Genomic DNA, 14,925 nt, shown 5'->3' on the forward strand with positions numbered 1-14,925 from the left:
GTTTTAGCCGGGTCTGGAGCTTGTTTTTGGGCTGAATATGCAGCTCTTGACTATCTGCTTGCTGTGCTTGGCCATACCTTTAGACTGACATCTAGACTCTTCCCAAATCTGATATCTACACCGCAAGATCGCACCTCAAAAGCTCTATGGGACATCGTGGGCGCTGCTGCGTTGCTGGCTTTGAGGGCCGTGGCGATCGCCTGGACTATTGCCGGGGCTGGGGTCGTTCTGTGGCACGGATCCTGGGAATTGGTCAGTGGCTATGGATGGTGGGTTGCGGCGCTCTGGTGGGTGAGCTGGCCCCTCAGCTTGGTTCTGTTCCCAGAATTCACAGTTGACAACCTGGGAATCAACAAAAAATTAGCCGTTACTTTGCTAACCCTAGCGGCTGGAGTCGGCCTCGCGATCGGGTGGTGGATCTATCGCACCTTGCATCCCGCCTAGCCAGTTTGAGTTGAGTTGCTAAGCTCTAAGTTCAGCAAACGATTTTCCTAAAAATTTAATCTTTTTCTGTATTCTGACTTCCTAATTTCAGCTCCATGAAAATTACTCATTTTACAGAAAATCTTGATAAGAATTTTTAGAAACAATTGACCTGAATTCTCCACGTCCGGGTTACCTTCAACAGAGTCTCAACGACCCAAAATCATTGAGTCGATCGCCCCAAAAATCCGCACCAGCCCGATCGCGCTGCTTTCGGCGCTCAACCAACAAACCACCCCAACTAACCATCCCAACCAACCATCCATCAGCCCCAAAGAAGTCCCGACCCAGACACAGAAATTTTCACCTCGCATTTCTGAATTTTCACTAAAAGTAAGTGAGTTTTTCAGCAACCATGCGCCAGAAACTGCGCGGCAACCTAGACAACTGGCTCAGGATCCATTTCAAGTGGGCCCCAGGGTGGCAAAAATACGAAAATCGTCGTTGACTGGTGGCGGATTCGCCATCACCCTGGCAACAATCATTTACAAGTCACCCAGATTTGGTGTTTATTGGATCGGCTGGTCATCGATCAACGCTACATCTTGCGTTGTGACCAGCGGCCTTTCGTGTCGTCTCAACTGTTGTTCACAGCCAATCCCATGGTGCAAGAACTGAACCGCGCTCAGCAGCAACCCGTCGATTTCCCTGACCACGCCCCCACCGCCTACCCGGTGTTTTACCGCACCTACAGCCGTCGGATGGACGGGGAGCGGGAATCGTGGCAGCAAACGACCGATCGCACCCTGCGCGGCTTGGTCAAGTTGGGCAATCTTTCCGATCAGGAAGCGAGCCTGCTCGATCGAATGCAGAAGCGGATTGTGGCGCTGCCATCGGGGCGTTGGCTGTGGGTTGGGGGCACGGACTGGCTGGAAAACCCGCAAAACTTTTCAGGAGCCTACAACTGCACCAGCACCAATGTCATCGACTGGAAAGCCTTTGGGCTGATGATGGACTTGGCGATGATGGGCTGTGGCACGGGCGGCGTGCTGGAACCGCGCTACATTGAACAGCTCCCACCAGTGCGCAACTCAATCACCGTAACGGTGACGGGCGAGCTGGGTACGGTTCCGGTGGGTCAACGCTTGCAGGAAACAACGGTGGATATCGTTGGCAACGCGGTGCGCGTGGTGGTGGGCGACAGTCGCCAGGGCTGGGTGAAGTCGTACCAAACCTTGCTGGATCTGTGCAGCGATGAGCGCTTTGATGGCGAAGTGCAAGTGGCGATCGACCTCAGCAACGTGCGGCCGGCGGGGGAAACGCTCCGGGGCTTCGGCGGCGTGGCTAACCCGATCAAGCTGCCGGAACTCTACGATCGGGTGACTCGCATCTTGAACCGGGCGATCGGTCGGCAACTCACCTCGGTGGAATGCTGCTTGCTTATCGACGAAGCGGCTGTCACAATTGTAGCAGGCAACATAAGAAGAAGTGCCGGAATGCGTCAGTTCAATAGCACTGACGAACTGGGAGCCAAGGCCAAAGACAATTTATGGCAGCAGGATGAGGCGGGGAATTGGCGAATTGATCCCGATCGCGACTCCCTGCGGATGGCCAATCACTCGCGAGTTTTTCATCACAAACCCACGGAAACGGAGTGCGTTGACGCGGTTCGCAAGCAGTTCTATTCCGGCGAAGGTGCAATTCAATGGGCTGGCGAGGCGATCGCCCGCAGCAATGCCGATTTGATCTCTGGAGATGATGAAAAGAAAGCGTTTATTGCTGCTTTTCAGGAACAGAAGGGCGCAGAGTGGCTGAAAGCAAAGTCACCAGAAATTGATGAGCGAGAATCTGCCCATCGCCTGCAACGCTATGGCTTGAATCCTTGCGTCACGGCTGATACCTGGGTACATACAGAATTTGGCCCGCGCCGGGTCAAAGAGCTGATTGGTCAACAGCATGGAACCTATGTCAATGGCGAGCTGTTTAGCACCACGGCAGAAGGCTTTTTCTACACAGGCGATAAACCAGTCTTCAAAGTAACCACTCGCGAAGGGTTGTCGCTGCGACTGACTGCAAACCACCAACTCTTGCGCGTGAGTGCTCAAACTCAAAAACGGCAGTATTTGGAATGGACCGCTGTTGAAGATTTGAAACCAGGTGATCGCCTCTCTATTCATAATCACCGTGATATTCAACCCTGGCCGGGTCACGGAACTTTTGATGAAGGCTGGTTGCTCGGAAACCTGGTTGGTGATGGCTCCCTCGCAGAAACAAGCTGGAGTGATCAAGGAATCCTCCGTTTTTGGGGTGATTCGCAACAGGAAATGGCTGAATATGCTGTGGCAACACTCCAAAAAACCGTTGCCTGTGGTGCAAAATTAGCTGGCTCCTATCATCCCCATCATCACCTACATCAAATTGCTTCGAGTGGGTTAGCAGCCCTAGCCGATCGCTTCGGTATCCACCGTCGTGAGAAATGGGTGACTGGTGAAATTGAGCGATCGAGCTATGAGTTTCACTGCGGTTTCTTGCGAGGGCTGTTTGATGCTGATGGCAGCGTTCAAGGCACTCAGCAAAAAGGCATTAGCGTCCGCTTGGCCCAAAGCAACTTGGCAACCCTAGAAGCTGTTCAGCGGATGTTGCTGCGAATTGGAATTGTTGCAACGATCTACCAAAATCGTCGGCCAGCCGGTGTCCGTTTGATGCCCGATTCCGATCGCAACTTGGCTCCTTACTTCTGCCAAGCGCAACATGAATTGGTGATTGCCAATGACAACCTCCCGGAGTTTCGCGATCGGGTCGGCTTCCAGCAACCAGAAAAACAAGCCAAGCTCAACGAGCTATTAAGTAACTACAAGCGCAAGCTGAATCGCGATCGCTTCAGTGTCACGATCGCTGAAATCGCACCTGACGGAATTGAAGCAGTTTATGACTGCACAGTTCCTGGCCCATCACGATTTGATGCGAATGGCTTCGTGGCTCACAACTGTGGTGAAATCCTAGGCGCTGATTTCCACTGCGTTGCCGGGAATACGCTGCTGATTACCCGGGACGGATTGCATGAAATTCAGTCCTTGGTGGGGCAATCCGTGGAAGTTTGGAATGGACGGCGCTGGAGTTCTGTTACGCCAATTTTGACCGGTCGCGATCGGGCACTTTTCCGCGTGAATTTTGCCGATGGTACGCATTTGGATGTTACGGAAGGCCATCGATTCTTTGTCAAAGATCGCTTTGGTCAGACCTATCAAGAACGGACAACGGCCGAATTGATCGACCAATTGCCGAACCTGAAATACGCCATCCATACGGAACCCTTCCAAATTGACCACCGCGATGGCGAGGCGATCGATCCGATCTGGGCCTACACCCTTGGGCAATTGGTTGGGGATGGTTCTCTCTGTCAATCCCATGGCAAGCCCCAACTGCAACTACGGCTTTATGGGGTCAAGAGCTACCAGAAGGAATTGGCGATCGCGGGTCGCACCTCGGGTCAACCTCGGTTCTATGCGGAAAACCCCGATACCCCTTGCTTGCTCTACACCGGCTTCGATCGAGAATTTGATCCGGAGCAGGTGCGGAACCTGAAGCAGACCGCTGAACCCTTTGAGGCGATCGCTCGCTGGAATCGTGAGGCCATTCTGCACTTCATTGCCGGTTTGATTGATGCGGATGGTTCCCTAACCGCAACCGGTGGTGTCCGCCTCTACCTCTCGGGCTACGATCGCGCCTATCGGGTCTATCTGTTGTTGCTGAAATGCGGCATTCGCTCTTCCATCAACCTGATGGCTCGGGCAGGAGAAGCGACCAACCTCGGCCTGCGTCAGAAAGATTTGTGGTACTTGCAAATCACTGACTGCGCAGCCATTCCTTGCCAGCGAGTGGATACCAGCCGTGGTCATCAACCGGCCGCTAAGGGTAAATGGCAGGTGATCCGCTCGATCGAACCGCTGGATGGTCGCCACGACACCTTCTGTTTCAATGAGCCGGAATTCCACAAGGGCGTTTTTGGCGGTACGTTGACCGGCCAATGCAACCTGAGCGAAATTCACCTCAATCAAATCGATCCAAAAGATCACCAAACCCAAGAGGATGCCTTCAAAGCTGGGGCCTTGTCGGTGGCAGGTTTACTCAACCATCGGTTCCAGGAAGAGCGCTACCAATACAGTCGATCGATTGACCCGATCGTGGGCGTTTCCTTCACTGGTTTGTTCGATTTCTTTGTGCAAGCCTTTGGGGTCGATTGGTTGCGCTGGTGGGAAGCGGGTCGCCCGGACACCGTGCAAGGTTTGGAATTTAAAGATCAGGAGCGGCAATACCTCAACCGTTGGCGGGAAATTGTCCACCAAACGGTTTGGGACTACTGCGATCGCCACGGTTTGCGCCGCCCCAACCGCTGCACGACGGTGCAACCCTCGGGCACAAAATCGCTGTTGACGGGGGCTTCACCCGGTTGGCATCCACCCAAGGCCGCGCGGTTCATTCGGCGGATCACGTTCCGCAAAAACGATCCGGTGGCGTTGGCTTGTCTGGACTATGGCTACAGTATTGTGCCGTCCCAGTCCGATAAGGATGAAAACGGCAACTTGCTGAATGATCCGTTTGATCCGCGCTGCACTGAGTGGCTGGTGGAAATTCCGGTGGCGGTGTCTTGGGCAGACTTGCCGGGGGCAGACACGATCGCGATCGAGCAGTTCAGCGCCCTGGCTCAGTTTGACTTCTACATGCAGGTACAAACCCACTACACCACCCACAACACCAGCGCCACGATCGAACTGCGGGAGCCGGAAATCGAACCGTTGGGCCGTCGGATTCACCAGGCGATCCAAAACGATGAGGGTTACATCTCGGCAGCGTTGCTGGCCCGGTTTGACGATCTGCAAACCTTCCCCCGGTTGCCCTTCGAGCCAATTTCGCGGGAAACCTATCAGGAAATGCACGATGCGGTGCTGCAACGGCGGCGGATCAGTAGTTTCCATGAGGCCCTGCGACGCTATGACAAGGGCGAAATGGCGGAAGCGGGCCCGGCGGGCTGCGATTCGGACAAGTGCCTGCTGCCAGAAACGAAGGGCTAGGGCCGGGGGCGATCGCACCGGTTGAGGCTGGGGCTGTGGTGGTCAGCCCAAATGGCTGATTGTCAGCGCCCCGGCCATCCTAGACTAAAGTCTGTCTTGGGTTGGTTTTGGGGTGATTTTGAGTTCGATCATTGCGAAATGGCGCGATCGGTTGTGCCACATGCCGAATGCTGCTGAGTTATATCAGCAATTAGCAACGGATTTGTGGGCCGCCGGTCAACTGGCCGCGGCCGATCGCGCCTTGGCCCAAGCACTGAAATTAGCCCCCGATCGCGCCAGTTTTTGGGTGCAGCGATCGGCCCTGGCTCACCAATTGGGAAACATTCAACGAGCGGCAACCGATCAGTGGCGGGCCCTGGAACTTGACCCGCAATTGGTGAGCAGTCGTGACCATTTGCAATTGGGTAATCAACTGGCTCAGCAGGGAAAATTAGCCCAAGCTCGCCAGTGCTATGAGTGGGCGATCGCCCAAGATCACCAATGCTGGGAAGCCTATTTTAACTGGGGTTGGGTTGCCCAAAAAAGCCAGGATTTTGCGGCGGAAGTTCAGATTTACCAACGGGCGATCGCTCAGGGTTGTCCCGATCCAAGACTGCCCGATCGCTTGGCCCAAGCCTGGGCCCGGCTCGGCAAAGCGGCCTATCTCGATCGAGCCTATGACCAATCTATTCAGGCCTATCAAAACGCCCTGAATCTCAATTCCCAACAAGCCAGCTACTGGAGTGATTTGGGTTGTGCTTTAACCGCAACGGGGCAGTGGACTGAAGCAGAAACAGCGCACCAAAAAGCAATTGCCCTTGATCCTCAAGCTGCCAATTATCATTATAATTTAGGAAATTTCTATTGGAAAAAGGCTGATTATTTGCAAGCCATTTCAGCCTTTCAGAATGCGATTCGGCATAATCTGCAAGATGCCAAAAGTCATTGGAATTTAAGCCATATTCTCTTGGTGTTGGGGCAACTCACCGAAGGATTTCGAGAATATGAATGGCGCTGGGCAACGGTGCAACCACCCCCAGAAATACCCCATCCCCAATGGCAAGGAGAATCGCTACATGGCCGCACCATTCTCTTGCAGGCAGAACAGGGACTAGGGGACTCTTTGCAATTCATTCGCTATGCGGATTTATTAGCAAGCTGGGGAGCAAACGTTTGGTTTAGTGGCCCTGTCGTTTTGCATCGATTTTTTGCCCAATTACCTGCTATCGATCGGGTCTTGCCTGTGCTGGAACCAGGGCAAATTCTTCCCGGCGTAGACTATCGATCGCCCCTCTTGAGCTTGCCCCACCAATGCAAGACCGATTGGGCAACAATTCCCAACCAAGTTCCCTATCTAACCGTTGATCCTGCCTGGCCACTGCCGCCGCCTTTCAAGGAATTACCCGCAAAACCCAAAAAGATTGGCATCGTTTGGGCGAGTGGCTATCGAGTGGAAGACGAACTGCATGATATCTATCTTGATAAGTCCCTACCTTGCGAGCTTTTGCTGAAGGCTTTGCAGGAATTTCCAGTGATGCTTTATAGCTTACAAGTTGGAAAAAATGCCCAGGACTATCAACCCTTGATCGGTCAATTTCCAAACCTCAATTTAGTGGATTGCAGCCCTTGGATTCAGGACTTTGCGGATACGGCGGCTATTTGTCAACAGCTTGATTTGTTGATCTCGGTAGACACTTCGGTGGTGCATTTAGCGGGTGGGTTGGGCAAGCCCACTTGGGTGTTGCTGCCGGCCCGCTGTGATTGGCGATGGCTGCTCGATCGCCCCGATTCTCCTTGGTATCCCACCATGCGGCTGTTTCGACAAGCAAAACCGGGCGATTGGTCAGAACCCTTGCAACAGGTGCGATCAACCCTGAATCATTGGTTGACCGTATCCTAGATTCCGATCATGGTGATTGCCTTGAGTTAAAGATTAGGTCACAGGGTGAAGACGAAATTGCAGGTTAGATCGAGCAATGTAAATTGCCGGATTTTTGCGAAAACTTGAAATTCTCCTGATAGTCCACAGGGCAATCAATCACAGCAGGTACAGAATCCGCCAAGGCCTGTTTCAAAATCGGCATTAAGTCTTCATTGGACTCCACCCGATAGCCTTTTAAGCCCATACTTTCGGCAAATTTCACAAAATCAGGATTGCCAAATTTGATGTAGCGCGATCGCCCAAAAGCATCCTGTTGCTTCCACTCAATGAGTCCGTAGCCACTGTCATTGAAAACCAACGTGACAAAGGGAGTGCCAATGCGCAGGGCGGTTTCTAATTCCTGGCAATTCATCAAAAATCCACCATCACCAGTCACGGCCAAAACCTTGCGATCGGGATGCACCAGTTTGGCGGCAACGGCTCCCGGAATTGCGATGCCCATGGCTGCAAACCCGTTGGAAATGAGGCAAGTATTGGGGCGATCGCAGTGGTAATTCCGTGCAATCCACATCTTGTGGGCCCCCACATCGGAGATCAAAATATCTTCGGGGGCCAGCACTTGCCGAATGTCATAAACAATTTTTTGAGGCTTAATCGGAAATGCTCGATCGCCTGCATATTGTTCATAATCCTCACGAATTTCAGCCCGCAATTGAACCGCAAAGGGTTCTGGTTGGTGGGAGCGATCGGTACGTCGCAACAGCTCCAACAACGAATCAGAAATATCGCCTACCACTTCCACTTGGGGGATGTAGCTACTATCAATTTCAGCGGGCATTGCACCCACATGGATAATTGGAATGGAGCCGTAAGGATTCCAGCGCTTGGGTGAATATTCCACCAAGTCATAGCCGATCGCAATGATCAAATCAGCGGCTTCAAATGCACAGGTAATAAAGTCCCGTTTTTGGAGTCCCGTTGTCCACAGGGCTAAGGGATGAGTGTAGGGAATAATGCCCTTACCCATGAAGGTGTTGACCACCGGAATTTGCAATTGGGTGGCAAACTCGGTGACCGCTTGATCGGCCCGGGCCCGAATGGCTCCATTGCCGGCCAGAATCAGGGGATTTTTTGCTTTGGCAATCAGGTTTGCTGCTGAATTGAGGGCACTGAAAGAAGCAAAAGTTTTTTCGTTCTGATCCGTGGCTAAGGGTTTGCCTTCCACGGCCATGGCAGCAATATTTTCGGGTACGTCAATATAAACAGCGCCGGGTTTTTCACTTTGGGCCCGTTTGAAGGCTTTGCGAATAATTTCCGGGGTGTTACTGGGGCGAACGACTTGGCTGCTCCATTTGGTAATTGGGGCAAAAATTGACACCAAATCCAAATATTGATGGGATTCAATATGCATTCGATCGGTGCCCACTTGTCCCGCGATCGCCACGACCGGTGACCCATCCAAATTGGCATCGGCCACACCAGTAATCAGGTTGGTGGCTCCGGGTCCCAAGGTGGATAAACAAACCCCAGCTTTGCCGGTTAATCGACCATAAACATCAGCCATGAAAGCAGCTCCCTGTTCATGGCGAGTGGTGATGAATTGAATTGAAGATTGGCTGATCGCTTCTAACAAATGAAGGTTCTCTTCTCCAGGCAGTCCAAAAATATATTGCACGCCTTCGTTTTCAAGGCATTTGACCAATAATTCTGCGGTATTCATAGATTAGGTTCCGGGATCGTCAATGGTGGTTGTTTAAACGAGTCAATTCCTGAGAGTCAATTCCTGAAGGACGGCGGTAGCTGTGGGTCATAGCAAGGGGCCGATCGTCGCGGGAGCAAGGGGCTGAAGCTGCTTGTCTTCTTCAATTTTTTCAAATGCCTAGTGAACCCAAACGGTTTTGGCGTTCATAAATTCCAACATGCCCTGACGAGCGAGTTCACGACCATAGCCGGAACGTTTGATGCCGCCAAAGGGCAATCGCGGATCCGATTTCACCAGGCTATTGACAAACACAGCGCCCGCTTGTAGTTGTTGAATTCCTTGCTCAATTTCTGAAGAATCCGTAGTCCAAATGCTGGCCCCCAAACCGAAGGGTGTGTTGTTGGCTAGGGCGATCGCCTGGTCGAGGGTTTCGGTGTGGAAAAGGAGGGCAACGGGGCCAAAGAATTCCTCTTGGGCGATCGGGGCGTTGGGGGGCAAGTCCGCCAGCAGAGTTGGGGGATAGAAGTGGCCGCCTTGCAGGGAGGGCGGCAGACGATCGAGCAGGGCCGCCCGATCACCCCCAACCACCACCCGGGCCCCGGCGGCGATCGCCCGGCTCACTTGGTCTGCCAACTCCTCCAGAATTGAGGCCGTGGCCAGGGGCCCCAACTGGGTTGCGCGATCGCCCGGATCGCCAACCACCAACCGAGCAAAGGCTTGGGCAATGGCTGCTTCAAAGGCCGGCCCGATCGATCCCACGGTGATGAATCGTTTGGCGGCGATGCAGGTTTGGCCATTGTTCAGCATTCGCGACGCAACGGCCGTGGCCACCGCTTGCTCAAAATCAGCACTGGGGCAGACGATGAGCGGGTCGCTGCCGCCCAACTCCAGCAGGGTTTTTTTGAGGTGGGTTCCGCAATGGCTCGCCAGGGCGCTGCCTGCCCCTTCGCTGCCGGTGAGGGTGGCCGCCGCCACGCGCGGATCCGCCACCAAGGTCGCCACCCGATCGCTCCCGATCAGCAAGGTTTGGAAGATACCCGCCGGAAAGCCCCCCGCCAAAAATAAGTCCTCTAGTTTTTGGGCCACCTGCGGCACGTTAGACGCATGTTTCAGCAGGGCCCCGTTACCGGCCATCAGGGCCGGAGCGGCAAAGCGAAACACTTGCCAATAGGGAAAGTTCCAAGGCATGACGGCCAAAATGAGGCCCAAGGGTTGATACCGAATGAAGCTGCGGTGAGCATCGGTTTCAACCATTTCATCCGCTAAGAATTCGGCTGCTCGATCGGCATAAAAACGACAAACGGCGGCGCATTTTTGCACCTCCCCGATCGCTGCGGTTAGGGGTTTCCCCATTTCCAAAACAGCCAACCGGGCGAGGGCTTCACAGTCCGTTTCCAGGCGATCGGCCACTTGGTTTAACCAGGCTGCTCGTTGGGCGATCGGCACAGTTTGGTAAGCCTGAAAGGCGCGATCGGCTAACTCCAGTTTGGTGGCTAATGCCTGATCGGTTAGGGGTTCAAAACTTTGAACCCATTGCCCCGTTGTGGGATTGATGGTTGCGATGGCCACTGGACACCTCCTAGTTTGTCCATCTCTGATCAGAACCTCTCTAGAACTGATCCAGAACTCATTAAGGACTGATCAAGCACTAATCAAGCACTAATCCAGTTCTAACTCAAAAGCTGATTGAAGGGTCAACAAAGGGCTAGTCAAAGAAAAATAACAGCAAGAAACAACGAGTAATTAAGCACTAATCAGTGGGCAATTCAAGTTGATTATGAACATCAATTGTGAGCATCAATTGAGAATGCCAAATTATTGTTCAGGAATTGCTGAAATAATCAATAAAAAACCAATAAACAGGAATCAAATAATCAAGATCGAAAAAAGAATTGAAAAACCTGAAAGAAATTCATGATCGATCATGATCGATTCATGTTTCATTCAACACCTATTGCTATCCTAGATGGGTTTTGGGGCCCAATTCTCGGTACTTCACAAAAACCGTGTAACCTTATACAAAACTACATCATGCCCAATCACACCAACCGTTAATGGGCCGTGAATGGGTCACTAGGGTGCAGCGCTTTACGAACGCTGGCAACTGAGTTTGTGCGACTGGGGCCAAGGGGTGTTGTCTTGAATTGCCGTTGTTTTTTGGATTAAGACTGTGCTGAGTTGCGCGTGACCTAATCGTTCTGCCGGGTCGCTTCAGCCTCGCCTGCGATTCACTGCCGCATCACTGGTTTCTCAGCTCTCCTCTTACTCACCCAAGGACAACTCCCATGGCAACTTGGCTCGATCGCTCTGGTAATCGGTTGCTGGTGCTGCTGTTGTGGGGCAGTTGTTTGGGGGGTGGGGGCGATCGCGCTTGGGCCTTTGATCCCGAGCATTTGCGCCAACTGTTTGCCACGAACCAATGCGAAGGCTGCGATCTGTCCGGGGCGGATCTCAGCGGCCAACGGATGAGCTATGCCAACCTAAGCGGGGCGGATCTGCGAGGTGCAAATTTATCGGGGGCCAATCTGAAGTCGGTTTTGGCTTGGCGTGCCAACTTGGCCGGGGCCAACTTGACGGGAGCCAATTTGGAAGATGCCAGCCTGTCAAGGGCCAATTTGCAGGGGGTGAATTTGCGATCGGCCACCCTGGAGGATTGCGATCTAGATGGCACGGATTTGACGGGGGTTGACCTCAGTGGCGTGGACTTGTCCCGAGTCAATTTCAACGGGTCTAACCTGACGGGGGCCCAGTTGATGGGGGCTGATTTGTCCTGGGCCGAGTTAAACCGGGCCAATTTGACCAATGCCGACCTCACGGGGGCAATTCTGTTTGGGGCTGACTTGAATCAGGCGAATCTGACCGGGGCCAAGCTGGATGGAGCCAACATCGATGGGGCCGAAATGGCGGGGGTGATTGGCTACAGCGGCCCGCTGCCCAAGGCGGGGCCAGCGATTCTGATTCAGGAGCAACAGGACTCGGCGGAGGGTAATCGCCTGTTGGAGCAGGGGGTGAGCCTGTTTGGCCAAGGTCAGTTGCCGGAAGCGCAGGCCACCTGGGAACAGGCCCTGGGAATTTATCGGCGCGATCGGGATGGGGCGGGCGCGGCGGCGGCCATGGCTCAATTGGCCTTGGTCAACTTTCAGCGGGGGCAACTAGATCAAGCGATCGATTGGGGATTCCAGGCGCTGAATCTGGCTCGGCAGGAGCGATCGGCCAGTGCCGAATCGGTGGCCTTGGGAATCATTGGCAATGTTCACTACGAACGGGCGGATTATCTGAAGGCTCTGGAGTTTTATCAACAACGGTTACAGGCTTCCGCTGGGGGCCCCTTTTACCATGCAGCTTTGATCGATCGCGCCAAGGGGGCGATCGCCATTGGCGACTATGCCACCGGCATGATCGACAGTTTGGAGGTGCTCAACGATCCGCTGCAAACGGCCACGCCTGTTCGGCGTTTAGGGGCCTTGATCACCATGGTGCAGGGCCTGATCGGTGCGGGAGACTATGCCCAAGCTCGCCGCTACCTGAGCGAAGCCCGCCAAGATCTGAAGGGGGTCAGCAATCGCCTGTGGGAGCCGGAGTTTTGGCAACTGAGCAGCGCCCTTGACTTGAACCAAGGCAACTTTGCGGCGGCGATCGCAGCGGCGGAACAGGCCTGGGCGATCGCCCCCAGCCCCCGATTGAAATATGCGGCCCAACGCTCGATCGGCCTGGCCCAAGCGGCCCAAGGCAACTGGGGCGCGGCCATCAAATCCTATGAAGCGGCGCTGAAAATTGCCCAAACGGTGAACGATCGGCGGGGCCAAGTGGAAGTGCTCAGTGACCTGGGCTTGGCCCTACACCAATCCGGTGACCTGAACCGAGCCGCCAGCGTCCTCACCCAAGCGAGCGAGGGTTGGGATGAGCTGGTGAAAACCTTCATTGGGGAAGATTATTTCAAAGTGGGCTTTATTGAGCTGCAAACTCAAGTCAATCAACGGCTTCAGGATGTGTACTTGGCTCAAAACCGCCCGGAACAGGCCCTGGTGGTGTCAGAGCAGGGGCGATCGCGCGTGTTTTTGGACTTGATGATGGGGAAATTGGCCGCCCAAGGTCATTTGTCGAACCCTGATGCCGCTGTGTCGGTGGAAAGCATCCAGGCCACAGCCCGATCGCAGCGGGCTACTCTGGTGATCTACGCGGTTCAGCAAGAGGACAGCACGACCTATTGCAGCATCTACAGCAAGTCTTGCCAATTGACCACCGCCAAGCCCCAAACCAGCGCCCTCAACCCGCCGCCGCCGAACCAGGTGAATATTTGGGTGGTGTCGCCCGAGGGACAAATTCACTTTCGGCGCGGCCAGTTACCCCAGGCCGAAAACCAGCCTCATCCGGTTCCCTTGAATGATCTGGTGGGCCGCAGCCGCAGCAAGGTGACCTTTCAACAATTGCCCAGCCTGCGCCAACTCCACAGCCTGTTGATTGAGCCGATCGCCGATCTATTGCCCAAGCAGCCGAGCGATCGGGTGGTGTTTATCCCCCAAGGCACGCTGTTTTTGGTGCCCTTTGCGGCCCTGCGCGATGCCGATGGCCAATACCTGATCCAAAATCACACCCTGTCGGTCTCTCCCTCCATTCGTGTGTTGGCCCTGGCCAGCAGCCAACTGCCCCTGCTCTCGACGGGACAGCCCCAACCCCTGCGCGGCCCGGCTTTGGTGGTGGGTAACCCAACCATGCCCCAAATTCCCGATCGCAACTTGGGCGACCAGGAGCGCTCCTTGGCCCCCTTGCCGGGAGCCAGCTTGGAGGCCCGGGCGATCGCCCAATTGCTGAACACTCAACCCCTGGAAGGCGCAGCGGCCACCGAAACCGCCGTCACCGCCCGAATGGAAGAATCCCAAATTATTCACCTTGCCACCCATGGCCTGCTGGATGACTACTTTGGTGAGGGGGTCATTCCGGCGGTTCCGGGGGCTTTGGCTTTGGCTCCCAGCCCCAATCCGGAAGGGGATGACCAAGACGGATTTCTGACCACTGAGGAAATCTTGAACCTGAAGCTGAAGGCGCAGTTGGTGGTGCTGAGTGCCTGCGATACGGGGCGGGGCCGACTCACCAGCGATGGGGCGATCGGGCTGTCGCGGGCGTTCATTGTGGCGGGCGCGCCCAGCACGGTTGTTTCCCTTTGGGCAGTGCCAGATCAGCCCACGTCGGAATTGATGTTGACGTTCTACCGGGAATTTTTGAAGTCGGGCGATCGGGCAGCGGCCTTGCGGGCGGCCATGCTGGATACCCAACAGCGTCACCCGGATCCGGTGAATTGGGCGGCCTTTTCCCTGGTGGGGGCAGCCCGTTAGGAATCGACGGGAAAACAGGCGATCGCCCTTGAATCTGTAACGTTCTTCAACGGAAGATTGACAGGCTTGATGATCATTCCGTAGCTTTAGATACAGAATTAGATACAGAAAAAGACTGGTCTTTTAAGCTGGGCGTTGATGTCCAAAGGAGTTGAGGCCATGCAACTGAGCGATCGCGTCACCCGTTCCTACAGCCCCACAACCTGGACGGCCGCGGCCAACCTTGCCCGCCCTCAGGAGCGCTGCTGGGTTGATCTGCTCTGGTTGCCCAATGATGCTTGCCACGATCGGGCGCTGTTGCTTTGTGAGCATGAGGATGAAGCCTGGACGGTGTGGATTCCTGGCCATGGCGAAATGGTGATTGCTCGATCGCAAATGGGCCCGATCGTCTGCGAAGCGGCCTAGCAACTTCGGCCAAGGTTTCCGTCCGAAATTTCCGAACAGAGCAGTGGCCAAGCAGCAGGATCAGCCGCTTGGCCACTGTTTGATTTGATCAGCACCATCCTGACTCACGCGAACCAGGGGCACTCACAG

At 54.5% G+C, this 14,925-nt stretch carries 8 protein-coding genes; 5 read left to right on the forward strand and 3 right to left on the reverse strand.

Annotated elements, in window-relative coordinates; all coding sequences use genetic code 11:
* Positions 1-156: 156 nt before the first annotated feature.
* A complete protein-coding gene (locus H6F46_RS00615) occupies positions 157-444 on the forward strand; it encodes a hypothetical protein (RefSeq protein WP_190354765.1) in 288 nt (95 codons plus the stop codon).
* A gap of 188 nt (positions 445-632) precedes the next feature.
* Here H6F46_RS00615 and H6F46_RS00620 read toward each other — a convergent pair whose 3' ends face one another.
* A complete protein-coding gene (locus tag H6F46_RS00620; protein ID WP_190354766.1) occupies positions 633-797 on the reverse strand; it encodes a hypothetical protein in 165 nt (54 codons plus the stop codon).
* Positions 798-1,085: 288 nt separating this feature from the next.
* Here H6F46_RS00620 and nrdJ point away from each other — a divergent pair, with 288 nt between their 5' ends.
* Together nrdJ and H6F46_RS00630 are read left to right on the forward strand one after the other, a co-directional pair.
* Entirely contained in the window at positions 1,086-5,495 is a 4,410-nt protein-coding gene (gene nrdJ, locus H6F46_RS00625) for a ribonucleoside-triphosphate reductase, adenosylcobalamin-dependent (RefSeq protein WP_190354840.1), read from the forward strand.
* Positions 5,496-5,655: 160 nt separating this feature from the next.
* Positions 5,656-7,374, forward strand: coding sequence for a tetratricopeptide repeat protein (locus tag H6F46_RS00630; protein WP_190404962.1), 1,719 nt, complete (start codon positions 5,656-5,658; stop codon positions 7,372-7,374).
* A gap of 64 nt (positions 7,375-7,438) precedes the next feature.
* Here H6F46_RS00630 and H6F46_RS00635 read toward each other — a convergent pair whose 3' ends face one another.
* Both H6F46_RS00635 and H6F46_RS00640 read right to left on the reverse strand, forming a co-directional pair.
* Positions 7,439-9,076, reverse strand: a complete 1,638-nt coding sequence (locus H6F46_RS00635) for an acetolactate synthase large subunit (protein ID WP_099533173.1) — start codon at positions 9,074-9,076, stop codon at positions 7,439-7,441.
* Positions 9,077-9,235: 159 nt separating this feature from the next.
* The gene (locus tag H6F46_RS00640) at positions 9,236-10,627 is read right to left on the reverse strand and encodes an aldehyde dehydrogenase family protein (protein ID WP_190354768.1); all 1,392 of its coding nucleotides are present in this window, start codon (positions 10,625-10,627) and stop codon (positions 9,236-9,238) included.
* Positions 10,628-11,343: 716 nt separating this feature from the next.
* On the opposite strand from H6F46_RS00640, the gene H6F46_RS00645 reads away from it, so the two are divergent.
* Together H6F46_RS00645 and H6F46_RS00650 are read left to right on the forward strand one after the other, a co-directional pair.
* On the forward strand, positions 11,344-14,391 hold the full coding sequence (locus H6F46_RS00645; RefSeq protein ID WP_190354769.1) for a CHAT domain-containing protein: 3,048 nt from the start codon (positions 11,344-11,346) through the stop codon (positions 14,389-14,391).
* A 138-nt stretch (positions 14,392-14,529) separates the two neighbouring features.
* The gene (locus H6F46_RS00650) at positions 14,530-14,796 is read left to right on the forward strand and encodes a hypothetical protein (RefSeq protein ID WP_143473006.1); all 267 of its coding nucleotides are present in this window, start codon (positions 14,530-14,532) and stop codon (positions 14,794-14,796) included.
* Positions 14,797-14,925 lie beyond the last annotated feature (129 nt).

Source organism: Limnothrix sp. FACHB-1083 (assembly GCF_014696485.1).
Classification (GTDB): Bacteria; Cyanobacteriota; Cyanobacteriia; order CACIAM-69d; family CACIAM-69d; genus CACIAM-69d.